Below are 23,236 nucleotides of genomic sequence, written 5' to 3'. Positions count from 1 at the left end.
TCTTGTTAAATAAATAAGGAGATTTCTTATTTGCTGTGCTTTTTACTGAACTGGATATAGTCGGTAAAAAGCTTAAAATCCTCTTTGCTTAATCCATTCCTTATCGCTGTTTTTAAAAGATCTTCCCATTCTGGATCTAGCTGTTCAAGTCTGCTTTGGTTATTCTGTTCCCCTATGAGATCCTTAACCTCAACACCAAGATTTTCAGCAATTTTTGTAAGGAAATGCAAGCTGGGGTTCTTTTGTACATCTCGTTCTATGTAGCTTAAATAAGATTTGGATACACCTGCCTGATCCGCGAGCTCAGTCAGGGAAAAGCCCCTTTGCCTTCTAATCTCCCTTATTTTTTTTCCTGCAAAAGTCATATGGTTACTCCTTATCTATCAGTATCTATGTTCATTATATAGTACAGTAGATTCTTAATAAAATACAATAGTGGAGTGAAATCCTTAGAAATGTCGAGAAAAAGAACGATTTGGTTCTTTAAAAAGAATTAAATGACAATATATCACAAATTTTACCTGATTATGAAAGAATATCTGGGAATCTGAAGCTTAAATTGAGAACGAGGTGTCAGTAGGCAGCTTGTATATGAGACTAAACTTCATAACTAGCCTGAGCCCGTCTTTTAATAAAGGATGTTCTTTATAAAATAGTTAGCTATTGTTAGATAATTCGAGAAAAAGAACGAAAATGTTCGTTAAAGTGAATATTATGGCAATTTTCGAGATTTTTCAATTAATTAGGACTTAATATATAATCAGATATAGGTATTCTTTATTAAGAACGATTGTACGCCCCATTTCCGGTTAGACTCTATTGAAAAATGTGCTTGAAGAAAGATTGCTGGCGGTTGATTCTTTTCTATTAAGAAAAGTTCAATATAAATTAAAATCTAGGGGGCTTTTAGAATGGGAGTAAAGAAAAAATTAGGTTTAGGGCTGGCATCAGCAGCGCTTGGTTTTTCCTTAATTGGCGGCGGTACATATGCCTATTTTAATGATACTGCAGAGGCAGCATCATCGTTTGCAGCAGGTACGCTTGATTTAAATGTAAATCCTGAAACGATTATTGATGTGAAGAACATCAAGCCGGGTGACAAAATGGATCGTGCTTTTAAATTGGTAAACAGCGGTACTTTAGATATTAAAAAGGTATTACTGACTACTGAGTATACGGTGACAAACAAAGCTGGTGCTGCCGTAAATGTAAATGATTTGGGCAAATCCATCAGAGTTAATTTCTTATGGAATGCAGACAAACTAAATGATGTTATTTATAGCACAACCCTTGATGAATTAAAGGACGAGGACCCTAATGTGATTGATAAAAATGTATTTACACCTCTAATGGAAAGAAAGGGTCTAAAAGCAGGAACAACGGATGATCTATTTGTTCAATTTGAGTTTGTTGATAACAATGAAGAGCAAAATGAGTTTCAGGGTGATTCAGTTACTCTTAAATGGAAATTTGAAGGACGTCACGGTAAAGGCGAAGAGCTGTAAGACAGCCCGGGAAGACGGGAGCTTTCCTGTCTTCCTTTTTCACCTGTTTATGAGAAACCATTAAAGCAGATATACAAGTACTTTGAATCACATTTGATAAGACGCAGCAGCCCATTACACAGGTTTCACCATTTCGTATATCGGTTATTTTATTGAATATGCTAAGTCTAAAGAAGGAAATGCGCTCCTGTTCATTGTTCCTGGTTTGCTGTTGATCGGGTACTCCGTTATGACTATTTGGCGGGTGTTTTCCAGGCTGGAAGAACCGAAGGGTGCATAATCTGCTATTTCATTCATAGCATAAATAATGGCCTGTATGCCAAAGGAGCGGTTTCCAATGAAAACTGCATTCATTTACCTGGCGATTGTCAATGCAATTGATTTGTTTGTTACATTAGCCGGTCTTGAACTCGGTTTTATAAGGGAAGCAAACCCGATTATGAAAAGCCTGTATGAGTGGACGCCGGTAGCGTTTATGGGTGTGAAGCTGATGTTCTCTGTGCTTCTTCTTTGTATGGTGTTTTTAATTCCGCTTAAAACAACGAAAATTTTAAAGGGCGTTACATTTTCTGCCTGCATTTTATATACGTTTGTGATGGTGCTTCATTCGACTTGGATTTTTCATGCAACAAATTAGGAGAGATGATGATGTTTAAAAAAGTATGTCCGCGCTGCGCAAAGTCTTCATATAGCAGCTATAATGGCGGGGAATGGATTTGTCCGGTATGCTCCAATGATTTAACCTTTCAGCGTTCTCTTTTCGAACATGCACAGATGAAAATTACACCAATAAAATCGAAGTACAGTGAAAAAGGGTACGATCCTAAGCCTATCATTTCTTTATATGCCTAACAGCCAACCTGGAGCTTGCTCGAGGTTTTTTTGTATATTTTGGCTCAGGCTGCAAGAAGTGTCTAATGTCCCGGATAGAAAGGTGCAGGGTGAAAAGGAGGAGATTTGGGAAAAGCCCGGTTTGCAAGGACTTCTTATGTGGATCCAGGTGCTTTTTCTGGAAAAATCGTACAAAGGGATGGGTCGATATATTGGTACAAAGAACCTTTTGCCGAATTTAGGCGACTGCTAAACTAAAGGAGGCAGGCAGGAAGAAGTTTATAACAATTTGTACATAATCTGTTACCTATGGAAAAAGTCCTTCCTGGATTTGAATTTGTCGGAATATTTAAAATTATAATGATGCAAAACAGAATGGTTGAGCCTCTTTATTCATAAAGAGTTCACATACACACAGAAAATCAGGAGGAATGTAAAATGGGGATCAAGACAAAATTAGGATTGGGTATTGCATCTGCGGCACTTGGATTATCATTGGTCGGCGGGGGAACGTATGCATATTTCAATGATAAAGCAGAAGCGGCAAGCTCTTTTGCAGCAGGAACGCTTGATTTAAACGCGGTTCCGACTGAGATTGTGAATGTGAAGGACATGAAGCCTGGTGATTGGATGAACCGCACGTTTAAGCTTCAAAATGACGGGACAGTGGATATTAAAAAAGTACTACTGACGACTGAATACACGGTAACGAACAAAGAGGGCGAGCCTTCAAATTCTGAGGATTTAGGAAGCCATATCAAAGTGAACTTTCTTTATAATGCGGACAAGCTTAACGATGTTATTTACAGCACGACACTTGCTGAGCTGAAGGATATGGATCCAAACGCAGTTGCAAGCAATGTCTTTACCCCGCTTTTTGAAAAGAAAAAGGGACTAAAAGCTGGTACAACGGATGATCTGTTTGTTCAATTTGAATTTGTTGATAATGGTGAAGATCAAAACCAATTCCAGGGAGATTCTCTCCAGCTTAAATGGACATTTGACGGACGTCAAGGCGACGGTCAGGAGCTATAATTTCCAGCTTTCATCATAGAAGTTTTACATAAAACAAGGTATCAGGACGGAGGCAGAACAGCAGATTTCAGCTGTTCTGCCTCCGCCTTTACCTTTTTAATTGAAGTTTTTTTCAGGATGAAGACGTTAAAGGTTCATGACTTATGAAGATCAGATTCTACATAACGGACGGGGGATAAAGGATGGGGAGCAGCAGAAGTAAGAGAGGACGCATCTTTCAGACAACGGTAATTTCTTTGACCATTCTGGTTGTTTCAGCTACTTCGTCATCACCCGTTCAAGCTTATTTAAATAAAAAAGCGGATCAGGAAATTGGGTTTCAAATGGGCTCATGGTGGGATGGGAGCAGACTGGGTTTTGAACAAGCGGATATTGAAAAGCCTTTTACTGCATGCAGTTCAGTGAATCTGCCTTTTTCCATTCGTAATAGCGGATTCGGTATGATTGGATCCACAGGCTATCGCATCTATAAAGATGATAAGGTACTGGCAGAAGGGACACTTGGCAAAATCGGGGAGAATCATACAGAGCATCTTTCTATTCAAACGGATGAACCCGGCATCTATTATGCGGAAGTGGATCAGCGGCCGGGTTATGAAGGAAATGAAAACGAGACGGTTCGGACTGCAAGTTCCATTATAACCGTGGCAGAATGCCCTCCTCCTCCGAAAAAAGAGAATAAAAAGAGAGCAGAAAAAAAAGAGACAAACTCAAAAAACATGGAAGAAGAGGGAAAGAAACCTGCAAAAGATTCTGAAATGATCGACCAGGTTGAAGATGATAAGTCAAGTAGTGCTGGAATACCTGAGGAGGATCCTGAGCCGGGAAGAACCCCTGAAGAACTGGCAGCTGATAAGGGGGATTCCGAGTGAAGATGATAAGCCGGGGGTTTACAATTTTACTCTTTTTCATTTTAATTGGACTTGCTTTAGCCGTTTTTTCATCGAAGGCATCCGGTGGAGAGCCAGAGGTTTTCGGCTATCAATTAAAAACGGTCCTATCAGGTTCGATGGAGCCGGGCATTCAAACCGGCTCAGTGATCGCTGTAAAAACGGGCGGGGATATGACGAGATTTAAAAAGGGTGATGTCATTACATTTTGGATGGATGAATATGATTTGGCGACACATAGAATCACACAAAAAACGATGAGCGGGGGTCAAGCTGTATATCGTACTAAAGGTGATAACAACAAGTATGAGGATTCTGCACCGGTTCAATCGGATAATGTAGTTGCCCAATATTCAGGATTTACGGTGCCCTATGCTGGGTACATTAGCCATTTTGCGCGAACAAAAGAGGGCGGTGCGCTAATGGCAATCATACCCGGTCTGATCATGATCATTTATTCCATTTCGACAATCTGGCAAGCCATACTTAGTATAGAAGAGAATCATATTCAAAAAAATAAACGGCCGGGACATGAGTCCTGACCGTTTATTTTTTTGGCTGATCCATCCGCCATTTATTAAATTCCAAAAATTCCCTAAATTGATCTTTGGTGACACCTGACTGCATAGCTTCTTTTACAAGTGATGTCCAGTCCTGATCGAGCTGATTTGCATAAGCATCCTCAGTATTGCCATTCAAAAGCGTATTAACGGAAATGCCAAGCACAGATGAAACCTTTTCCAAAAATTGAACCGATGGATTTGATTGAAGATTCCGTTCGATTGAACTTAGGTAGGATTTTGCTACGCCTGCCCGGTCTGCTAGTTCAGATAAAGAGAGATTTTTTTCTTTGCGATATTTGCGTATGCGTTCACCAATCATGACATCACCTTCCCTCGGATATTATAGCATATAACGAAGGGAATATTTCGGTAAATCGAACAGAATCGACAAAATTTTTTCGACAATTAGGTCAATTGCTGCTTTCATTCTGCTTAGACTGAAGGAAATGCCGAATGTCTTCTTTGCTGATTCCCATTTCGAGAGCTGTCAGGATCAGCTCCTTCCATTCTAAATCCATTTCTTCTTTCACCATTACATTCTCCATCCCATTTCCTCCTAAAATACGTATGTATTTCAGGCAGTCCGGCGATCATCATTGCCTCAATACGGCAACCTTAGACCCGTGACTTTGCGTCCCTGCTTTTCAGCAGGTTTGCCTTTGTCTGACCAAAAAGCTTTTCCCTGTTAAAGGTGATTCTATAGTCTCTATTCACCAGTGAAACCTTTGTACCATGATTATAGAATGGAAAAATAAAAAATGGTGCTGAATTGTGTCGAAATGGAAAAAAATATTAAAATTTTTGATTTTTCAGCCGATATAATTAAAAAATTGTGCGCTGATTTAGGTAAAAAATACCCCCGTTATTAACAGAAATATGGATATTCGGCTCGTATAGCTCTTTTAACGCTTCTTTCTCCAGCTCATAAACCTCCGGCTTTTCTTCCATATCTTCATAAAAGTGCTGAAGAAGCATTAAATCAGCATTCCATCTCTGTCTTGCTTCATCCGCCCATGAGTGGTCATCCTCTGCTATTTTAGTTTCAATATGCTGGCGGATTCTCAGCATCCCGCTTTTTGGAAGAATCAGCGGGGAAAGAGTGAAGCAAAAATCAGGGATCTTTGGTGTTAAGGGAAGCTGATTCAGACGGTCCTGAAAGTTTTCAACCATCGTTCCGCTTATTAAATGGAGGCCAATGGAATAAACGAAATCCTTTTTCATATCACATTGATAAGAGACGGTCATATTCATGCAAAGCCAAGGATGGAGCGGCTGCTGTCCCGAGTTTGAATTGGGTCTTTCATACATGCGGGCAAAAGACCCGAGCTTGCGGGCAGACTGGAAAATCTGATGCAATCTGGGAGAGCCTAAATGAACAAATTCCGTTTTCTCTTCGTCTGTTTCTTCATTTTTATCTGTTAGGAGAGTAAGCTTCATCGGATTTGGATCTCCGCCTGTTTTTTCGAGGTAATGCCAGTAAAACGGGCGATTCATAAGCTCCTTGTCCATTTCAATCGTCAGCTGTATGGCAAGCGCCCCGGCCGTTTTTGCGGTAATCTCGCATTGGTTGGCTATAAAGAATCTTTCCAATAATGTATGAATTTCTTTTTGATTCATTCGTCACCCTCCTAAATAATATCTCCGGCCGCTTTTTTTTCTTCTTTATCATGCTGTGCGAAATCAAGAATCGAAGTAAGGTTTTCCATTTTAATTTTCATTTCTCCATCAGATGCAGAATGGAAAAGGATATCCTGAAGATGTTCTTCAAAGTTCGTAATTTCCATCCTCGTTAAAATTTCATCAAGCTGCCCAATCACTTTTTCAAACAGATTGATTTTTTCATATAGGAGCTTTAAGATGTGCTCCTCTACCGTATTTCTCGTTGACATGTTGTAAATATGAACATCCCGCTCCTGGCCCAGCCTGTGAATCCGGCCGATTCTTTGTTCCAGTCTCATTGGATTCCAGGGAAGATCATAATTAATAATCTGATTGCAGAATTGCAGATTAATTCCTTCGCCGCCTGCTTCTGTCGCGATGAGCACCTGGATGTTGCCTTTAAACAAATCCTTCATCCAATCTTTTTTTCCGCGCTTGAAACCGCCGCGAAAAGGTACAGAGGAGATGCCATGCTGCTTTAAGTACCATTGCAAATACATTTGCGTAGCCCGGTACTCAGTGAAAATGATCACTTTGTCATCAATTTTTTTAATCAGCTCCAGTACCTTTTCAGCTTTGCTGTTCCTGGTTACATGATCTACTGCAGTCAAGAGCTGATGGATGACTGGCTGAGGAATGGGGGTGCCATGTTCTTCCTGGCGGTCAAGCATTTTCTTTAGGGTCATGTATACAGACTCCCTGCTGCTGCATGCTTCTCTTTGCAGCGTCATGATTGAAAAAGTATTGACTCCGCCGGGAATGGCTGTTTTAACTCGGGTTATTTCGTCATAAAGGTGCTGTTCGGTTTCCGAAAACACAATCGGGATTGTTTCCACAATCCGTTTTGGCCAGTCGATTCCAGTGTCGCCGCGCCTGTTGCGGAGCATAACTTTATTGATCAGCTCTCTTAAGTGTTCATGGTATTCCACAGAGCGGTTTTTAGCAGAAAAGACCTCTGTAAAATAAGCTTCGTTCCCAAGGTGGCCTGGCTTTAGGAGGGAAACAAGATTGAAAATCTCTTCAATCCGGTTTTGAATCGGTGTGGCTGTAAGGAGCAGACAATATTTTTTCTTTAAATTCAGGACAAAATCATAATTTTTGGTTTTGCTGTTTTTCAGTTTGTGAGCTTCGTCAATAATGACGAGATCATAAAGCTGATTCAATACAATGTCTCTGTGCGGATTCCGTTTAGCTGTATCAATAGAAGAAACGACGACATCGCATTGCTCCCATACATAGCTTTTCTTTTGCTCAACAGCAGGTATGTAAAATTTTTGATTCAATTCTCTCGCCCATTGCGACACTAAAGAAGCGGGTACGAGAATCAGCACCTTTTTCACCAGTCCGCGAATCATATATTCTTTGAGAATCAGACCTGCTTCAATTGTTTTTCCAAGTCCCACTTCATCAGCAAGGATCGCTTTGCCGTTCATTTTCTCAACGACTGTTTTGGCAACTTCAAGCTGATGGGGGAGGGGCTGAAAATCAGGCAGATATTTAGGTGCCTGCAGTCCTTCAAAATCAGGTACGGCAGTATGGTTCTGTATTTCACAGGATAGCTTAAATAGCTCCCAGTTTGCCCAGGGGCCGTCTGTTTCAATAAGTTCAATGATTTCCTGCTGCCACTGATCATCATAATGGATAGGGACATTAAAACTTGTAAACCTTTTCAACTAAATTCACCAACTCTCTCTAATGTTCACCTTTTAGGTTAAAAGAAGGATTAAATGTAAGAAAAAATAAGGTATATGCTTGAAAAGCGAATGATTAATGAGATTGAACAATTATTATTCAGGTAAAATAGGATTGCTCTCCTTTAAAGATGATGGTAGGATGATAAGTAGTTAGAAAGTTTACAAAATGCTTCATTTTCTGTTAATCCTATGTCTGCTTCTATGTCCATGTCCGTTCATTGGAGCAGCCAATACAGGCTGACTATTAGTTTAACCATTATTTGGATTAATATGTGCGGATGACGATAAGGGGAGAGACCGCAGCAGACTAAGACTGTGTGCGGCGCCGAAGGAGCAAACATTTGTGAATCTCTCAGGCAAAAAGACTCTTATTTGACGCAGCTCTGGAGAGAGTTTACGTACAGTAAACCGCCAAAGGGGAAAGCCCTGCCGAACAGGGTAAACTTTCAGGTGCCAAGGACAGAGCCTTCTGATTCAATCAGGAGGAGTCTGTCCTTTTTTGTATCATCATATTCCGGGGAGGGAAAGCATTGTCACAGCTAAAAAGAACACCGCTATTTGAACTGTATAAACAGTATGGAGGAAAGACGATCGACTTCGGGGGCTGGGAGCTGCCTGTTCAGTTTTCTTCTATTAAAGAGGAACATCAGGCCGTTCGCTCCAAAGCAGGTTTATTTGACGTTTCCCATATGGGAGAGGTTTCAGTCAAAGGGAAAGGCAGTCTTCCTTTTCTTCAAAAAATGATGACGAATGATGTATCCGTTTTAAAAGCCGGTGGTGCTCAATATTCGGCAATGTGCTATGAGGATGGCGGCACGGTCGATGATTTGCTTATTTATAAAAAGGCGGAAGATGACTACATGGTCGTCATCAATGCATCCAATATTGAAAAGGATTTAGAGTGGATGACGCAGCATGCAGATGGAGAGGTTGAACTGACCAACCTTTCAGATGAAACCGCACTCCTTGCATTTCAAGGGCCCCTTGCAGAAACAATTCTTCAAACACTGACCGAAGAAGACTTAAGCAGCATCAAATTTTTCAAATTCAAAGATGAAGTTTCCATTGCAGGAGCGAAGGCGCTTGTATCAAGAACCGGCTACACCGGGGAAGATGGCTTTGAGCTTTATTGCACTTCGAGCGATGCCGAGATGCTGTGGTCAGCAATCCTGGAAGCTGGAAAAGAGTCCGGTGCTGTACCATGCGGATTGGGAGCAAGGGATACACTGCGCTTCGAATCCAATCTTCCTTTATACGGACAGGAGCTTTCAAAGGATATTACGCCGATTGAGGCAGGTATCGGTTTTGCAGTAAAACCGAATAAAGAGGAAGCTTTTATCGGTAAGGATGTTCTGAAAGAGCAAAAGGAGACCGGAGCACCCAGGAAACTCGCTGGTCTTGAAATGATTGATAAAGGAATTCCGAGACACGGTTATCCGGTTTATATAAACGGAGAGCTCATTGGAGAAGTAACAACAGGAACACAATCACCAACCTTGAAGAAGAATATCGGTCTTGCACTTTTAAAATCTGATTATAGCGGACTAGAAACGGAAGTGTTCGTTGAAATTCGGGGCAAACAATTAAAAGCAAAGGTTGTTCCAACACCATTTTATAAGCGTCCAAAAGGATAAGGAAGAGGGGATATGGATATGAAGCACCGTTATTTGCCGATGACAGATCATGATCAAAAAGACATGCTCAGCGCAATTGGCGTTCAATCAATTGATGAACTGTTTGAGGATATCCCTGAACAGGTTCGTTTTAAAGGTGAATACGATATTAAACCGGCCAAATCCGAAACGGGGCTTTTAAGAGAGCTAAGCGGACTTGCAGCGAAAAACAAAGATTTGCGCCAAAACGCTTCTTTTCTCGGGGCGGGCGTTTACGATCATTACATGCCGATTATCGTAGACCATGTTATCTCCCGTTCGGAGTTCTATACAGCCTATACTCCGTATCAGCCGGAAATTTCTCAAGGGGAGCTGCAGGCAATCTTCGAATTTCAAACGATGATCTGCGAATTGACCGGCATGGATGTTGCCAATTCATCTATGTATGATGGCGGAACGGCACTTGCAGAAGCAGCTATGCTTGCAGCAGGGCATACAAAGAAAAAGAAAATTCTGGTATCAGAAGCTGTCAATCCTGAATCCAAGGATGTTTTGCGTACTTATGCAAAAGGACAATACATTGAAGTGATCGAAATTCCTGCATCAGACGGAGTGACAGATCTTACTTTGCTTGAAAAGGAAATGGGTGAGGATGTGGCAGCAGTCATCATCCAATATCCGAACTTTTTCGGGCAAATTGAACCGCTGAAAGAGATTGAGCCGATTGCTCATCAAGGAAAGAGTATGATGATTGTCTCTTCCAATCCTCTGGCACTTGGCATCCTGACACCGCCGGGATCTTTAGGTGCAGATATTGTAGTTGGAGACGCTCAAGTGTTTGGAATTCCAACCGCTTTTGGCGGTCCTCACTGCGGATACTTTGCCGTAACGAGTAAACTGATGAGAAAAGTCCCTGGAAGGCTCGTCGGCCAGACCGTGGATGAAGACGGCCGTCGGGGATTTGTTTTAACCCTTCAGGCGCGGGAGCAGCATATCCGCCGTGACAAGGCAACGTCCAATATTTGCTCCAATCAGGCATTGAATGCTCTTGCAGCATCTGTTGCCATGACGGCTCTCGGTAAAAAAGGTGTCAGGGAAATGGCTGTACAAAATCTTCAAAAAGCGAATTACGCAAAAAATCGTTTCAAAGAAGCCGGAATGGATATCGCATTTAATGGGCCGATTTTTAATGAGTTTGCGGTTAAGCTGAATCAGCCTGTGAAAGAAGCGAACGCTAAGCTGATTGAATCCGGAATGATCGGAGGCTATGATTTAGGCTTAACGAGTCCGGGTTTAAAGAATCATATGCTTGTTGCTGTGACTGAATTAAGAACAAAGGAAGAAATAGATCAGCTCGTTAAGGAATTGGGGGATCGCCATGAATAATCAGGATCAAGCACTTATTTTTGAACTTACGAAGCCTGGAAGAACCGGCTATAGCCTGCCCGAAATGGACATTCCTGAGATGAAGCTCGATGAACTGATTCCGGAGGGCTACTTAAGGGAAACGGAGCCTGAACTGCCGGAGGTATCAGAGCTTGATATTATGCGTCACTATACCGCCCTGTCCAAGCGCAACCACGGAGTGGATTCCGGTTTTTATCCGCTCGGTTCCTGTACAATGAAATACAATCCGAAAATCAATGAGAATGTAGCCCGGATCGCTGGCTTAGCTCATATTCATCCGCTGCAGGAAGAAGAGACTGTTCAGGGGGCTATGGAGCTGCTGTATGATTTACAGGAGCATTTACGAGAAATAACCGGGATGGACGAAGTGACGCTTCAGCCGGCAGCGGGAGCTCATGGCGAATGGACAGGGCTGATGATGATCCGTGCATTCCATGAAGCAAATGGAGATTTGCAAAGGACAAAAGTAGTGGTACCGGATTCAGCGCACGGTACGAATCCTGCATCGGCCACTGTTGCCGGATTCGAGACGGTAACAGTGAAATCAGATGAAACGGGCCTAGTGGACCTGGAGGATTTAAGAAGAGTCGTTGGACGCGACACAGCAGCGCTCATGCTGACAAATCCGAATACGCTCGGTTTGTTTGAGGAAAACATTTTGGAAATGGCTGAAATTGTTCATGAAGCAGGAGGCAAGCTTTATTACGACGGAGCGAACCTGAATGCCGTTCTAAGTAAAGCGAGACCAGGAGATATGGGCTTTGATGTCGTCCATTTGAATCTTCATAAAACCTTTACGGGTCCGCATGGCGGCGGTGGTCCGGGATCAGGTCCTGTCGGCGTGAAGAAAGACTTAATCCGCTTCCTTCCAAAACCGGTGCTGGTAAAAGAGAATGGAGCGTTCCATTTTGATTATGACCGTCCTGACTCAATTGGAAGAGTGAAGCCGTTTTATGGAAACTTCGGCATCAATGTTCGTGCCTATACGTATATCCGTACAATGGGGCCGGATGGGCTGAAGGCTGTAACTGAATATGCTGTGCTGAACGCGAATTACATGATGCGGAGACTCGCGCCGCATTTTGACCTGCCGTTTGATAAGCATTGCAAGCATGAGTTTGTACTCTCCGGGAAGCGCCAGAAGAAGCTTGGTGTCCGCACGCTGGATATTGCGAAGCGCCTTCTTGACTTTGGCTATCATCCGCCAACCATTTACTTCCCGCTAAACGTCGAGGAGTGCATCATGATTGAGCCTACAGAAACAGAATCGAAGGAAACGCTGGATGCGTTTATCGATGCCATGATTCAAATCGCTAAAGAGGCGGAAGAGAATCCGGAAATCGTACAGGAAGCTCCTCATACAACCGTTGTTAAACGACTTGATGAAACGCTTGCTGCCAGAAAACCGGTTCTGAAGTTTGAGAAAAAAGAACCTGTAACGAATTAATGAAAAAGAGCATCAGGAGAATTAGCCATAATTCTCCTGATGCTCTTTTTTTAGTTTCAAGTACTCTTCATCCGCTCTGACAAGCTTCCACTTTTTCTCGAAGATGGCGGCAGATTCAGCCTTCTGGTCATCTATTTCCCGTTCGTTGACTTCGCCATCCTTTTTGTATTTCCGGCCGCCTTTATAATTTGCGTACCTTCTGGACCGGGTATAGCCCATTTGTAAAAATTTACGCGCCATATCCATGCCCGGAAAATCATTTTTCTTTTTATATTCAAGGAAAAGCTCATAAATTTTTTCAGAGGATTCTTTGGCAATATCGGGAGTTTTAAAACGCCAATGGGGGAGTATTTCACTTTTATATGGTTCCACCATCAAGACCCCCTGCTCCCCTCGGCCAACCCGGTATTTCTCTGGCTCTTCCCTGAAATCGGTATTCTTAAAATCCATCTCGTAATCAAAAGACATTGAAGCGCCCTCCTTTTGGGTAGTTTACCCTCAATAGGAAGGAAGCGAAACGGAAGAGTGCTCTAAAAAAAAAGGAGCCCGCAGGTAAGTGCGGGCGACATTCATTACTTCTTTTTCACTTTGCCGGTCCATGAACGGAAACCGCCTTTTAGCATGTATAGCTCGCTGTAGCCCTTTTTCTTGAGCTGCTGGGCTGCACGGCCGCTTCTTGTAGTGTTTTGGCAATATAGATAAACAGGCTGATCCTGGCGAATCTCTTTGTACCGGTGGCGCATTTGTGAAAGGGGGATATTGCGTGCACCCCAGATGTGGCCGCCATCAAATTCGTTCGGTTCTCTTATATCAATAAGCTGGGCTTTGCGATAGCCAGCCCGGAATTCTTCCTCAGTAAGTGATTTAAGAATTTTCCGCTGATAAAAATAAGTGTAAAGACTGTAGGCAACGATTCCTGCTAAAAGCACGATTAAAATAATCCATTCCAATGAATCTCGACTCCTTCTGTGAATATAAAAAAATACCTCTTCTAAACGATACCTCTAATTATATAAGACAGGCTCTTAATTGTCACTGAAATAAGGTCAGATTTGTTTTCAAGTCTGCCGCGATTTGTTAGACTGATAAAGTATCTTTTGAGGCAGTGATTAAAACGCTAAAAGAGGGAAGCATATGATAAAAGAAAAATGGCGATTTATTGATTCAGGAAATTGTTCACCTTCCTTCAACATGGCATTGGATGAAGCGCTGCTGGATTGGCATAGCGAAGGGAAAATTCCACCGGTTATCCGTTTCTATGGATGGAATCCTGCAACCTTATCCATCGGCTATTTTCAAAAGGCTGAAAAAGAAATAGATTTTGATGCGGTTAAACGGCACGGTCTGGGGTTTGTCAGAAGACCGACCGGAGGCAGGGGCGTACTTCATGACCAAGAGCTTACATATAGTGTCATTGTAACGGAGGAGCACCCGGAGATGCCCCGCACGGTTACAGAAGCCTACCGGGTTATTTCTGAAGGAATATTAGAAGGCTTTCGGAATCTTGGTCTTGATGCGTACTTTGCAATTCCAAGAACAGATGAGGAAAAAGAAGGCCTTAAAAATCCGCGATCTTCTGTTTGCTTTGATGCACCATCCTGGTATGAGCTCGTAGTTGAAGGGCGAAAAGTTGCAGGGAGTGCTCAAACCCGCCAGAAGGGTGTCATCCTGCAGCACGGCTCGATCCTGCTTGATTTGGATGAGGATAAGCTGTTTGATTTATTCAAGTATCCCAGTGAGCGGGTAAAAGAACGGATGCGCAGAAATTTTAGCAGTAAAGCTGTTGCAGCGAATGCTTTAAGAGAAACGCCTGTCACAATGGAAGAGGCGCGTAAGGCATTTAAAAAAGGATTTGAGACCGGATTGAATATTGAACTGGAAGCTTATGAACTTTCGCAGGATGAACAAATGTATGTAGAAAATCTCGCAAAAAGTAAATATGAAAGCAGTGACTGGAACTTTAAAAGGTAGCAAGGATAGGGCGGCATTTGTGCCGCTTTTTCCTTTTGCCAGAAATTACTCTATGATCACGAAGAACATTTGTTCTATAATGGATGTAGTCGTAAATTATTTTTACTGCAGCAAGAAAATAATTCAATTATTTCCTTTATTTATCAGAAGTTGGTTTAATAGGAATTATTGCAAATCACAAATTGGTTTAATTTAAATAGCAGATGCAGCAGAATCTCTTATTTTCTCTGTTTTTCTCTCGTTTTTGTTTAGTTTTCGATTTGACAAACAAGGGAAAAACCAAGCTATAATCAATATATAGTATTGTTCTTAATAATGAATGCACTATATGTTGATTATAGGGCCTGATGTATGATATTTTTACTTAGTACTATTGGAAGAGGAGTTGTTAACATGCCCGTTTCGTTAGAGGAGAAGATGAAAATGGATGTAGACAAGCTGAATAAGGATATTTCCTTGTTCACGCAGGTGCATCCGGTGACAGATGACATGCACCTTACACATAAAGGCGTTTCCCGTCTTGTCATGCTTGACAGGTATACATTTAAGGATACGGAAAAAGTAACGTTATCCAAAGGTGATTTCGTTGTTCTGACCATAAAAGAGGATCCGAAGTTTCCGGCTAGGGGACTGGGTTACATAACGGAGCTTGATTGGACGTCAAAAACAGCTACTGTTTTAGTAGATGAGGAATACCGTCATTCTCTGGACAAGCCTGAGGAAATCGAAAGCGGATTAATCGTTAGATCCTTAGATGTCATTGAAAAGCCTTTGGAAGTCTTTTACGAACAAATTGCGAAACGAAATGCGACTGGCCTTGCTTCTGTGGAAAAAACCGAAGAAAAACGCCAGGAGTGGTTTGCAAAGTTCTATCAGGAGCTTGTCGCCACAAACTTCGTGCCTGCAGGCCGTGTTTTATATGGAGCAGGAGCTGGAACAGACGTTACGTACTTTAACTGCTATGTCATGCCTTTCGTTCAGGATTCGCGTGAAGGAATTTCTGAGCACCGTAAACAGGTAATGGAAATCATGAGCCGCGGAGGCGGAGTGGGAACGAACGGATCAACCCTCCGGCCGCGCAACACGCTTGCACGCGGAGTAAATGGTAAATCGTCAGGATCGGTTTCCTGGCTTGATGATATCGCAAAACTTACGCATCTTGTGGAACAGGGCGGATCAAGACGCGGTGCCCAAATGATTATGCTTTCCGACTGGCACCCGGACATCGTGGAATTCATTATATCCAAAATGCAAAATCCGCGTATCCTTCGATATCTTATTGAAAATACAAACGATGAATCCATTAAAAGAGCAGCGCAGGAAAAACTGAAATTCACTCCTTTCACACAAGCGGAACAGGACATGTATCAGGGCATTGTAAATTACAAAGCCATTCCTGGAAACGGCGGTTTTTCTGACAAAGTGATGAGAGATGCAGAATCGAAGCTGAAAACCGGCGGAACGTACAGTGTACACAACTCTGAATTCCTAACAGGGGCAAATATCTCCATTTGCCTGACGAACGATTTCATGAAGGCTGTAGAAATGGATGAGGAATATGATTTAAGGTTCCCTGATGTTGAGAGCTACAGCAAGGAAGACATGAAAGCCTACAATGAAGAGTGGCACAAGTCAGGGGACGTACGCGAGTGGGAAGCAAAAGGCTACAAAGTCCGTACGTATCGCAAAATTAAAGCAAAAGAGCTTTGGAACCTGGTGAATATTTGTGCAACATACTCTGCGGAACCTGGCATTTTCTTTATTGATAATGCCAACGATATGACAAACGCTAAAGCCTATGGGCAAAAGGTTGTTGCAACAAATCCGTGCGGAGAACAGCCTCTCGCGCCATTTTCAGTCTGTAACCTTGCAGCTGTAAACCTGGCAGAAATGGCCGACAAAACAACGAAAACGGTAAACTTTGAAAAACTTCGCCAGACGGTTGAAACGGGTGTCCGCATGCAGGATAACGTTATCGATGCAACTCCATATTTCCTTGAGGAGAATAAAAAGCAGGCACTGGGTGAACGCCGTGTTGGACTTGGTGTAATGGGTCTTCATGACCTGCTGATTTACTGTGAAACGGAATACGGAACAGAAGAGGGAAATGCCCTTGTTGATAAAGTGTTTGAAACCATTGCAACAACGGCTTACCGTGCTTCTGTTGAGCTTGCCAAAGAAAAAGGCAGCTTCCCATTCCTGACAGGTTCAAGAGAAGCAGAAACGATGGAGCTGCGCAGAAAATTCACGGAAACAGGCTATATGAAGAAAATGCCTGAGGATATCCGGGAAGAGATTGAAAAGTACGGAATTCGCAACTCTCACTTGCTGACAGTGGCCCCTACAGGTTCAACGGGTACCATGGTCGGTGTATCAACTGGCCTCGAACCTTACTTCTCCTTCTCTTACTTTAGAAGCGGAAGACTCGGTAAATTTATAGAAGTGAAAGCGGATATTGTTCAGGAGTATTTGGACAGCAACCCAGATGCAGATCCTAATAATCTTCCTCACTGGTTTATTTCAGCGATGGAACTGTCCCCTGAAGCCCACGCTGATGCACAGTGTGTCATTCAGCGCTGGATTGACAGCTCGATCTCTAAAACAGTAAATGCCCCTAAAGGCTATTCTGTTGAGCAGGTTGAAGGCGTGTATGAGCGTCTTTATAAAGGCGGTGCTAAGGGCGGAACGGTTTATGTCGATGGAAGCCGGGACTCTCAGGTTCTGACTTTAAAGGCTGAAGAGAATACGTTTGATGACGAAACGGAAGAAGCACCAAAAGAAAAGGGCAAAGTGGTTCTTGTTGATACAATCAACGCCCTGCGTTCAACCGATGTAACGATTGGAAACGAAGTAGGCAACACTTGTCCGGTATGCCGCGAAGGTACGGTCGAAGATCTGGGCGGCTGCAACACATGTACAAGCTGCGGTGCCCAGTTAAAATGCGGATTATAATATCATATTAGAAGCTGGATGACTTATCCGGCTCCTGGCTGCCAGGGATCCTGAATCCTGGCAGCTTTTTTAATTTTACAATATTAGTACTGCCACCATGAGGATTGGAGACGGCTTAATATTGCTGCTAAGAAAAGCGGGTTATGAGGGAGCGGGGGACAATGCCTGTACCACGAGGAGAAAGGAATCAGAATCGGAAATCATATGGCTTGTTCTTACCGAATCAGTCATTTTTTCTTTTTGAATTCGGCCTGCTCCTTCCCCGCCAAAAGCCTTATATGACGGGAACGTTCCTTGTCACAGCAACTAAAAAAGTGTACACTTGATATGATTTATTTTTGAAGTATGATCGGTAAGCAATGGAGGGACTTTTAATTATGCCAACGCCCAGTATGGAAGATTACATAGAACAAATTTACAACCTGATAGAAGAAAAAGGCTACGCCAGAGTGTCCGATATCGCAGAAGCACTAGGCGTACATCCCTCCTCTGTTACAAAAATGGTGCAGAAGCTGGATAAAGATGAATATTTAGTTTATGAGAAGTATAGAGGCTTGATTCTTACACCAAAAGGGAAGAAAATTGGCAAACGTCTCGTTTACCGGCATGAACTTCTTGAACAATTTATGAGAATCATTGGTGTGGATGAAGATATTATATACGATGATGTAGAAGGTATTGAACACCATTTAAGCTGGAATGCCATCGATCGGATCGGTGACCTTGTCCAGTATTTTGAGGAAGATCCGAAACGCTCCGAAGATCTTAAAAGCGTACAGAAACGGAGTGAACAGGATCCCTCTTAATTGACAATTAGCAGCAGATGAGCGCCCCGGATTTTTTTCCTGGGACGCATCGGCTTCTGCATACACTGTCCTGCTTTTCTAAACCCTCTTATTAAACACTTCACTAAAAAGTTTCCTGATTTACCCCAAGCCGGATGCCTAAGTTCTAAAAAACCAGCACGTTGAAATAGGATTAACAGACAGCATACAGAGGGGGAATCCTGTGTATATTGACGGTGTTTTTTCAGGCGGAGGAATTAAGGGGCTGGCTATGGCTGGAGCCTACCAGGCAATAGAGAAAAAGGGCCTGCGGTTTGCCCGTATAGCCGGAACAAGCGCAGGATCGATTATTGCTGCCTTTATAGCAGCCGGGTATACAAGTGATGAAATTATCGACTTGCTGGAAGAAGCGAATTTAAAGGATTTTATGGATGAACGGATCTCGTTTTTTCCGCTCCGTTTTTTAAAGTGGATTTCGATTTATTGGCGTCTTGGGTTATACAAAGGCCAAAAATTGGAGAATTGGATTGCTGAAAAACTGAAAGCGAAGGGAATCTCAACTTTCGGTGATTTGCCGACAGGATCGTTAAAAGTGATCGCATCCGACCTGACAAACGGGAAGATTGTCGTATTACCCGATGATTTGCCTGAATACGGCCTTGTTCCTGAAAACTTTTCGGTTGCGAGGGCGGTAAGAATGAGCAGCAGTCTGCCTTATTTTTTTGAACCGGTAAAGCTGACATCCCGGTTGGGAAACTGCGTGATTGTCGATGGAGGAGTACTTAGCAATTTTCCCATCTGGCTTTTTACTGCGGAACTATTTCCGAAACGGCCGGTACTGGGCATCCGGTTAACACCGAATGAACAGGAAAGGCCCAAGAATAAAATTACGAATGCCATTGAATTGTACGGGGCCTTATTTGAGACGATGAAGGACGCCCATGACGCCCGCCACATATCAAGCAAGCATGAACGGAATATTGTGTTTTTACCGGTTGATCATATTTTGACGACAGAATTTAATTTAACAGAAGAAAAAAAGCTAGCTCTAATTGAGCTAGGCAGAAGTGAAACGGAGCATTTTCTCCAGACATGGGCCTATTAAAAAAGGGCCCTATTTTTCTTTTTTCCTTTTTTTCCTTCAATGACTGTCAAGTGACTGGAGCTTTTCTTCTTAAAAGGCTTTCTTTTCACGTATTTTTTGATGGGAGTGACCGTCTTGGAAGGGGAGCTGGAATAAGTTTTTTCGTTTGCGGTACGCTTCGACTGCTTCACCGCTTTTGAATAGGACGAGTAATCAGACCCCATTTTCCTTTTCATAAAATAACGGAACACAAGATAGATAATGGCAATGGTAATGACCAAGATTGCTGCCTGCTGCAGGAGAGCAGCAGGATTTGTGATCATGGTAGTAATCAAATAGAAACCTGCAAGACCCGCAATAGCCAGAAAAAACCAGTTCGATCCGCGTTTCATGAATCCACCTCCCATTAAATTAGACAAGATTGTTAAACAATTTGCTCCTTAGACATTTGGGTTTCCTTTTCCATCCTCATTAGCTCTTCAAAGCTCTCAATTGCTACTTCCACCTGTTTGTTATCAGGTTCTTTCGTGGTTAAAAGCTGAAGCCATAACCCGGGCAGACCAAGTGCTTTTAAGATTGGTACATTGCGGAGGGAATTTGTAAGCTGCAAAACCTCAAAAGAAATACCAAGTACGACTGGTATTAAAGCTACCCGATTTACAACACGTAACCATAAAGGATCGGTTGGAACGAGCATATAAACAAAAACACCTACGATGACTGTAAACAGGATAAAACTGCTTCCGCAGCGGTAATGGAGCCTGGATTGCTTTTGTACATTTTCTACCGTCAGAGGCATATCGTTTTCATAGCAGTTAATGACTTTATGTTCTGCCCCGTGGTATTGGAATACCCGTTTAATAAGAGGGGTTAACGATATAAAATAAATGTAGGCAAGCAGCAGAATGAGTTTAAAAGCACCCTCCACCATGATTTGTGAAAAATCACTTTTAAAGATAAAGCGGGTGGACTCAGCCAGAAAAACAGGTATTAAGGTGAAGATGAATTTCCCAAACAAAAACGACAGAATACCTGCAGCGGCTACGCCAAGAATCATAGTCAGTTTTGATTCTTTTCTTTCGGAGGCCACTTTGCTGTCGTCTCCAGGGTCTACATCAAATCGGTCAGTAGAAAAATTCAAATGCTTGGTACCATTTGCACTTGCTTCCAATATAGCGATAATGCCTCTTAAAAAAGGGATTTTTTTCAGTTTTGCAAGAATAGGATTCCCTTTTCTCGGCAAATGAAAAAATTCAATTGAATCATCTTTTCTCCGGATTGCCGTTACGTAATGATGCTTTCCTCCGAACATAACTCCTTCAACCACTGCCTGCCCGCCATACGCGGGTTTTTTCTCTGTAGACATGAAACACCAACCTATCTCAACTTGGTCACTTCTGCTAAGAATTTCTGTCAAAAGTGTTATTATTCTATTTTACCTAAAATTCAGGTAAACCTCTAGGCTGATGTTTCATTGTTTTGACATTTATTTACCGTTACAGGTTGTAGGATTAGTATACCCATCCATTTTTTTCTTACACATGAGAAGCGCACTGACATTGACAGGGAAAAGTAGGGGCATACTGAGAAGTGAGGTGATGGTAAATGGACAATCAAAATTCTGGAACGGTTAAAAAGGGGCCGACAGCCGCTTCAATTCTTGGAAGAGTAGCTGCATGCGGCTTTGCTGGTGGCCTGATCTGGTCTGTGATGGCTTTTATTGCTTCGTACTTTAAGCTTTCCGAAATAAGCCCCAATATGATTTTGCAGCCGGTATCGGCAGGAGCATGGAAAGATGGAACAGCAGGAAATATTGTAAGTATATGCTTAATCAGTGTTATTTCAATCGGAGTTGCCTTTGTTTATTACGCTATTTTAAGAAGAATTCATACGATTTGGGCTGGAATTGGATTCGGTATCGCACTATGGGGGTTCGTCTTTGTATTATTGACTCCCCTGTTTCCTGTCCTAAAACCGATTACAGATTTGGATTCAAATACGGTTGTAACTACATTATGTATTTATATCCTATATGGAACGTTCGTTGGGTATTCCATATCATATGACTATAGTGAAGTAATGAAGGAGACGAAATCCAAACCTTCTAAATCATTAGAGGAAAATAGCTGACTATGGTAAAATAAACAAGCACTCATAGAAGCTTTTGCTGAATGAAGCTTGGGTGATTCCTGGCTTTTCATTTCAGTTTTTCAGGACGGGAGAGAGAAATATGCAGCGGTATTTAATCCTCAACGGCCCCAATTTAAACCGGCTTGGGAAACGCGAGCCGGCTGTATACGGCAGTAAGACTTTAACAGATCTTGAAAGAGAGCTTCTTCAATTCGCGGAAGACGCAGGAATCGAGGTAACGTGCTTTCAGTCCAACCATGAGGGAGATTTAATTGATGCCATTCATGAAGCGGATGAACAGTACGATGGAATCGTTCTGAATCCCGGGGCTTTCACCCATTACAGCTATGCAATTCGGGATGCGGTTGCAGGAGTATCGGTTCCGGTTATGGAAGTACATATATCAAATGTTTATGCCAGAGAAGAATTCCGGCACCATTCGGTTATTGCTCCTGCAGCACTTGGCCAAATCGCCGGGCTTGGATTCTATGGATATAGACTGGCGCTTCAGGCGTTAATGAATCAAACAGGGGGAAGATGAACATGCTTGAAAAATTAAGAAATTCATTTAAGAGTTCTGAAATTGATGGTCTGCTTATTACAAGCGAATACAACCGCCGTTATATGACAGGCTTCACCGGCTCTGCGGGACTAGCGATTATTTCGGAATCAAAGGCGGTATTCATCACAGATTTCCGTTATGTAGAACAGGCAGGGAAGCAGGCACAAGGCTACGAGATTATTCAGCATACAGGCTCAATCATTGAAGAAGCAGCTGAACAGGCAAAAAAGATGGGCATTACGAAGCTTGGCTTCGAGCAGGACCATATTACGTTCGCTGCATATCAGCAGTACCAAAAAGCAATGAACGGAATCTCTCTTGTTCCGGTTTCAGGTGCCGTGGAAAAGTTACGCTTGATTAAGTCTCCGGCAGAGATTAAGATATTAAAGGAAGCGGCCGAGATTGCGGATGCCGCCTATTCTCACATTCTACACTTCGTTCGCCCAGGTTTGAAAGAAATTGATGTTTCCAACGAACTGGAGTTTTTCATGCGTAAAAATGGAGCTGCTTCATCTTCATTTGATATTATTGTTGCATCCGGCTTTCGCTCTGCTCTCCCGCACGGAACAGCAAGCGAAAAAGAAATTGAAACAGGCGATTTTGTAACGCTTGATTTCGGTGCTTACTATAAAGGGTACTGCTCGGATATTACGAGAACGTTTGCAGTCGGCGAGCCTTCTGATAAGCTGAAGGAAATTTATTCGGTCGTGCTGGAATCTCAGCTTAGAGCCATGAACGGAATTAAAGCGGGCATGACAGGCAAGGAAGCAGACGCCTTAACACGTGATTACATTACAGAAAAAGGGTACGGAGAGTATTTCGGTCATTCAACAGGTCACGGCTTAGGCTTGGAAGTGCATGAAGGACCTGCATTATCCTCACGATCTGAAACGGTTTTGGAGTCCGGAATGGTGGTAACGGTAGAACCTGGTATTTATATCGCCGGACTTGGCGGAGTAAGAATTGAAGATGACACGGTTGTCACGGAAAACGGCAACGAGTCACTAACATCGTCTCCAAAAGAATTGATTATCCTTTAAAAAAAGGCGCATTCGCTTTTTTACATAAGCCCTGTTTTCAACAACGGGGCAAAAGATTGCTAGGAGGA

Annotated in this window: 25 protein-coding genes and 2 riboswitches; of the genes, 16 read left to right on the top strand and 9 right to left on the bottom strand. The window is 42.6% G+C overall.

Annotated elements, in window-relative coordinates; genetic code table 11:
- Positions 1-26 precede the first annotated feature (26 nt).
- Positions 27-365 carry a helix-turn-helix domain-containing protein gene (locus tag WCV65_RS13325; protein WP_338777096.1) on the bottom strand — a complete coding sequence of 113 codons (339 nt, stop codon included), beginning with the start codon at positions 363-365 and terminating at the stop codon, positions 27-29.
- Positions 366-911: 546 nt separating this feature from the next.
- Here WCV65_RS13325 and WCV65_RS13320 point away from each other — a divergent pair.
- The 6 genes from WCV65_RS13320 (at position 912) to WCV65_RS13295 (ending at position 4,803) form a co-directional block, all read left to right on the top strand.
- Positions 912-1,505, top strand: coding sequence for a TasA family protein (locus WCV65_RS13320; RefSeq protein WP_338777094.1), 594 nt, complete (start codon positions 912-914; stop codon positions 1,503-1,505).
- Between the two features lie 337 nt (positions 1,506-1,842).
- On the top strand, positions 1,843-2,142 hold the full coding sequence (locus WCV65_RS13315) for a DUF5658 family protein (RefSeq protein ID WP_035403983.1): 300 nt from the start codon (positions 1,843-1,845) through the stop codon (positions 2,140-2,142).
- A gap of 11 nt (positions 2,143-2,153) precedes the next feature.
- Positions 2,154-2,357 carry a hypothetical protein gene (locus WCV65_RS13310; protein WP_035403985.1) on the top strand — a complete coding sequence of 68 codons (204 nt, stop codon included), beginning with the start codon at positions 2,154-2,156 and terminating at the stop codon, positions 2,355-2,357.
- Positions 2,358-2,774: 417 nt separating this feature from the next.
- Entirely contained in the window at positions 2,775-3,371 is a 597-nt protein-coding gene (locus WCV65_RS13305; protein ID WP_338777092.1) for a CalY family protein, read from the top strand.
- Positions 3,372-3,553: 182 nt separating this feature from the next.
- A complete protein-coding gene (locus tag WCV65_RS13300) occupies positions 3,554-4,243 on the top strand; it encodes a hypothetical protein (RefSeq protein ID WP_338777090.1) in 690 nt (229 codons plus the stop codon).
- Between the two features lie 2 nt (positions 4,244-4,245).
- The gene (locus WCV65_RS13295; RefSeq protein ID WP_338782292.1) at positions 4,246-4,803 is read left to right on the top strand and encodes a signal peptidase I; all 558 of its coding nucleotides are present in this window, start codon (positions 4,246-4,248) and stop codon (positions 4,801-4,803) included.
- Between the two features lie 4 nt (positions 4,804-4,807).
- Here WCV65_RS13295 and WCV65_RS13290 read toward each other — a convergent pair whose 3' ends face one another.
- The 4 genes from WCV65_RS13290 to WCV65_RS13275 form a co-directional block, all read right to left on the bottom strand.
- The gene (locus tag WCV65_RS13290) at positions 4,808-5,143 is read right to left on the bottom strand and encodes a helix-turn-helix domain-containing protein (protein WP_035403995.1); all 336 of its coding nucleotides are present in this window, start codon (positions 5,141-5,143) and stop codon (positions 4,808-4,810) included.
- A gap of 91 nt (positions 5,144-5,234) precedes the next feature.
- Entirely contained in the window at positions 5,235-5,369 is a 135-nt protein-coding gene (locus WCV65_RS13285; protein ID WP_082883691.1) for an anti-repressor SinI family protein, read from the bottom strand.
- Positions 5,370-5,398: 29 nt separating this feature from the next.
- Positions 5,399-5,492: riboswitch (cyclic di-GMP riboswitch) on the bottom strand.
- A 154-nt stretch (positions 5,493-5,646) separates the two neighbouring features.
- Positions 5,647-6,441, bottom strand: a complete 795-nt coding sequence (locus WCV65_RS13280; protein WP_338777084.1) for a YqhG family protein — start codon at positions 6,439-6,441, stop codon at positions 5,647-5,649.
- 11 nt (positions 6,442-6,452) lie between these two features.
- Entirely contained in the window at positions 6,453-8,126 is a 1,674-nt protein-coding gene (locus tag WCV65_RS13275) for an SNF2-related protein (RefSeq protein WP_338782290.1), read from the bottom strand.
- A 329-nt stretch (positions 8,127-8,455) separates the two neighbouring features.
- Positions 8,456-8,555, top strand: a riboswitch (glycine riboswitch).
- Between the two features lie 152 nt (positions 8,556-8,707).
- Here WCV65_RS13275 and gcvT point away from each other — a divergent pair.
- From gcvT to gcvPB, 3 genes are read left to right on the top strand one after another with little or no spacing between them, the layout of a single operon-like run.
- On the top strand, positions 8,708-9,811 hold the full coding sequence (gcvT, locus tag WCV65_RS13270) for a glycine cleavage system aminomethyltransferase GcvT (RefSeq protein WP_338777082.1): 1,104 nt from the start codon (positions 8,708-8,710) through the stop codon (positions 9,809-9,811).
- Positions 9,812-9,829: 18 nt separating this feature from the next.
- Positions 9,830-11,176 (top strand): aminomethyl-transferring glycine dehydrogenase subunit GcvPA, encoded by a 1,347-nt coding sequence (gene gcvPA / locus WCV65_RS13265; RefSeq protein ID WP_338777080.1) that lies wholly within the window; start codon positions 9,830-9,832, stop codon positions 11,174-11,176.
- On the top strand, positions 11,169-12,644 hold the full coding sequence (gcvPB, locus tag WCV65_RS13260) for an aminomethyl-transferring glycine dehydrogenase subunit GcvPB (RefSeq protein ID WP_035404001.1): 1,476 nt from the start codon (positions 11,169-11,171) through the stop codon (positions 12,642-12,644). Before gcvPA ends, gcvPB begins: the two co-directional genes overlap by 8 nt.
- Before the next feature lie 21 nt (positions 12,645-12,665).
- On the opposite strand, the gene WCV65_RS13255 is transcribed toward gcvPB, so the two are convergent.
- Both WCV65_RS13255 and WCV65_RS13250 read right to left on the bottom strand, forming a co-directional pair.
- Positions 12,666-13,112 carry a DUF4385 domain-containing protein gene (locus WCV65_RS13255; RefSeq protein ID WP_338777075.1) on the bottom strand — a complete coding sequence of 149 codons (447 nt, stop codon included), beginning with the start codon at positions 13,110-13,112 and terminating at the stop codon, positions 12,666-12,668.
- A gap of 104 nt (positions 13,113-13,216) precedes the next feature.
- Positions 13,217-13,594, bottom strand: a complete 378-nt coding sequence (locus WCV65_RS13250) for a rhodanese-like domain-containing protein (RefSeq protein WP_156505834.1) — start codon at positions 13,592-13,594, stop codon at positions 13,217-13,219.
- Between the two features lie 184 nt (positions 13,595-13,778).
- Here WCV65_RS13250 and WCV65_RS13245 point away from each other — a divergent pair, with 184 nt between their 5' ends.
- From WCV65_RS13245 to WCV65_RS13230, 4 genes are all read left to right on the top strand, one after another.
- The gene (locus WCV65_RS13245; protein ID WP_035404005.1) at positions 13,779-14,615 is read left to right on the top strand and encodes a biotin/lipoate A/B protein ligase family protein; all 837 of its coding nucleotides are present in this window, start codon (positions 13,779-13,781) and stop codon (positions 14,613-14,615) included.
- A gap of 393 nt (positions 14,616-15,008) precedes the next feature.
- Positions 15,009-17,567, top strand: coding sequence for a vitamin B12-dependent ribonucleotide reductase (locus WCV65_RS13240; RefSeq protein ID WP_338777070.1), 2,559 nt, complete (start codon positions 15,009-15,011; stop codon positions 17,565-17,567).
- 377 nt (positions 17,568-17,944) lie between these two features.
- Entirely contained in the window at positions 17,945-18,373 is a 429-nt protein-coding gene (gene mntR, locus WCV65_RS13235; RefSeq protein ID WP_035404010.1) for a transcriptional regulator MntR, read from the top strand.
- A gap of 202 nt (positions 18,374-18,575) precedes the next feature.
- Positions 18,576-19,457, top strand: coding sequence for a patatin-like phospholipase family protein (locus WCV65_RS13230; RefSeq protein WP_035404012.1), 882 nt, complete (start codon positions 18,576-18,578; stop codon positions 19,455-19,457).
- Here WCV65_RS13230 and WCV65_RS13225 read toward each other — a convergent pair.
- Together WCV65_RS13225 and WCV65_RS13220 are read right to left on the bottom strand one after the other, a co-directional pair.
- Positions 19,454-19,828 carry an SA1362 family protein gene (locus tag WCV65_RS13225; RefSeq protein WP_035404014.1) on the bottom strand — a complete coding sequence of 125 codons (375 nt, stop codon included), beginning with the start codon at positions 19,826-19,828 and terminating at the stop codon, positions 19,454-19,456. The two genes, WCV65_RS13230 and WCV65_RS13225, sit on opposite strands and share 4 nt — an antisense overlap.
- Before the next feature lie 32 nt (positions 19,829-19,860).
- A complete protein-coding gene (locus WCV65_RS13220; protein WP_035404016.1) occupies positions 19,861-20,802 on the bottom strand; it encodes a DUF1385 domain-containing protein in 942 nt (313 codons plus the stop codon).
- 239 nt (positions 20,803-21,041) lie between these two features.
- Here WCV65_RS13220 and WCV65_RS13215 point away from each other — a divergent pair, with 239 nt between their 5' ends.
- The 3 genes from WCV65_RS13215 to WCV65_RS13205 all read left to right on the top strand — a co-directional run bounded on the left by WCV65_RS13215 (position 21,042) and on the right by WCV65_RS13205 (position 23,168).
- On the top strand, positions 21,042-21,566 hold the full coding sequence (locus WCV65_RS13215) for a YqhR family membrane protein (RefSeq protein ID WP_035404018.1): 525 nt from the start codon (positions 21,042-21,044) through the stop codon (positions 21,564-21,566).
- Between the two features lie 100 nt (positions 21,567-21,666).
- A complete protein-coding gene (gene aroQ, locus WCV65_RS13210) occupies positions 21,667-22,107 on the top strand; it encodes a type II 3-dehydroquinate dehydratase (protein ID WP_338777065.1) in 441 nt (146 codons plus the stop codon).
- A complete protein-coding gene (locus WCV65_RS13205) occupies positions 22,104-23,168 on the top strand; it encodes a Xaa-Pro peptidase family protein (protein ID WP_338777063.1) in 1,065 nt (354 codons plus the stop codon). The genes aroQ and WCV65_RS13205 overlap by 4 nt, the downstream gene beginning before the upstream one ends.
- Positions 23,169-23,236 lie beyond the last annotated feature (68 nt).

Origin of the sequence: Metabacillus sp. FJAT-52054, assembly GCF_037201815.1 — a bacterium.
Classification (GTDB): Bacteria; Bacillota; Bacilli; order Bacillales; family Bacillaceae; genus Metabacillus_B; species Metabacillus_B sediminis.
The sequence above is the reverse complement of the archived record's forward strand: the minus strand, read 5'-3'. Positions and strand labels throughout refer to the sequence as shown.

What these genes read in the sequence shown, in the direction of transcription:
- WCV65_RS13325 (WP_338777096.1), bottom strand. Translation starts at nt 365, where the DNA reads ATGACTTTTGCAGGAAAAAAAATAAGGGAGATTAGAAGGCAAAGGGGC.
- WCV65_RS13320 (WP_338777094.1), top strand. Translation starts at nt 912, where the DNA reads ATGGGAGTAAAGAAAAAATTAGGTTTAGGGCTGGCATCAGCAGCGCTT.
- WCV65_RS13315 (WP_035403983.1), top strand. Translation starts at nt 1,843, where the DNA reads ATGAAAACTGCATTCATTTACCTGGCGATTGTCAATGCAATTGATTTG.
- WCV65_RS13310 (WP_035403985.1), top strand. Translation starts at nt 2,154, where the DNA reads ATGTTTAAAAAAGTATGTCCGCGCTGCGCAAAGTCTTCATATAGCAGC.
- WCV65_RS13305 (WP_338777092.1), top strand. Translation starts at nt 2,775, where the DNA reads ATGGGGATCAAGACAAAATTAGGATTGGGTATTGCATCTGCGGCACTT.
- WCV65_RS13300 (WP_338777090.1), top strand. Translation starts at nt 3,554, where the DNA reads ATGGGGAGCAGCAGAAGTAAGAGAGGACGCATCTTTCAGACAACGGTA.
- WCV65_RS13295 (WP_338782292.1), top strand. Translation starts at nt 4,246, where the DNA reads ATGATAAGCCGGGGGTTTACAATTTTACTCTTTTTCATTTTAATTGGA.
- WCV65_RS13290 (WP_035403995.1), bottom strand. Translation starts at nt 5,143, where the DNA reads ATGATTGGTGAACGCATACGCAAATATCGCAAAGAAAAAAATCTCTCT.
- WCV65_RS13285 (WP_082883691.1), bottom strand. Translation starts at nt 5,369, where the DNA reads ATGGAGAATGTAATGGTGAAAGAAGAAATGGATTTAGAATGGAAGGAG.
- WCV65_RS13280 (WP_338777084.1), bottom strand. Translation starts at nt 6,441, where the DNA reads ATGAATCAAAAAGAAATTCATACATTATTGGAAAGATTCTTTATAGCC.
- gcvPA (WP_338777080.1), top strand. Translation starts at nt 9,830, where the DNA reads ATGAAGCACCGTTATTTGCCGATGACAGATCATGATCAAAAAGACATG.
- gcvPB (WP_035404001.1), top strand. Translation starts at nt 11,169, where the DNA reads ATGAATAATCAGGATCAAGCACTTATTTTTGAACTTACGAAGCCTGGA.
- WCV65_RS13255 (WP_338777075.1), bottom strand. Translation starts at nt 13,112, where the DNA reads ATGTCTTTTGATTACGAGATGGATTTTAAGAATACCGATTTCAGGGAA.
- WCV65_RS13245 (WP_035404005.1), top strand. Translation starts at nt 13,779, where the DNA reads ATGATAAAAGAAAAATGGCGATTTATTGATTCAGGAAATTGTTCACCT.
- WCV65_RS13240 (WP_338777070.1), top strand. Translation starts at nt 15,009, where the DNA reads ATGCCCGTTTCGTTAGAGGAGAAGATGAAAATGGATGTAGACAAGCTG.
- mntR (WP_035404010.1), top strand. Translation starts at nt 17,945, where the DNA reads ATGCCAACGCCCAGTATGGAAGATTACATAGAACAAATTTACAACCTG.
- WCV65_RS13225 (WP_035404014.1), bottom strand. Translation starts at nt 19,828, where the DNA reads ATGAAACGCGGATCGAACTGGTTTTTTCTGGCTATTGCGGGTCTTGCA.
- WCV65_RS13220 (WP_035404016.1), bottom strand. Translation starts at nt 20,802, where the DNA reads ATGTCTACAGAGAAAAAACCCGCGTATGGCGGGCAGGCAGTGGTTGAA.
- WCV65_RS13215 (WP_035404018.1), top strand. Translation starts at nt 21,042, where the DNA reads ATGGACAATCAAAATTCTGGAACGGTTAAAAAGGGGCCGACAGCCGCT.
- aroQ (WP_338777065.1), top strand. Translation starts at nt 21,667, where the DNA reads ATGCAGCGGTATTTAATCCTCAACGGCCCCAATTTAAACCGGCTTGGG.
- WCV65_RS13205 (WP_338777063.1), top strand. Translation starts at nt 22,104, where the DNA reads ATGAACATGCTTGAAAAATTAAGAAATTCATTTAAGAGTTCTGAAATT.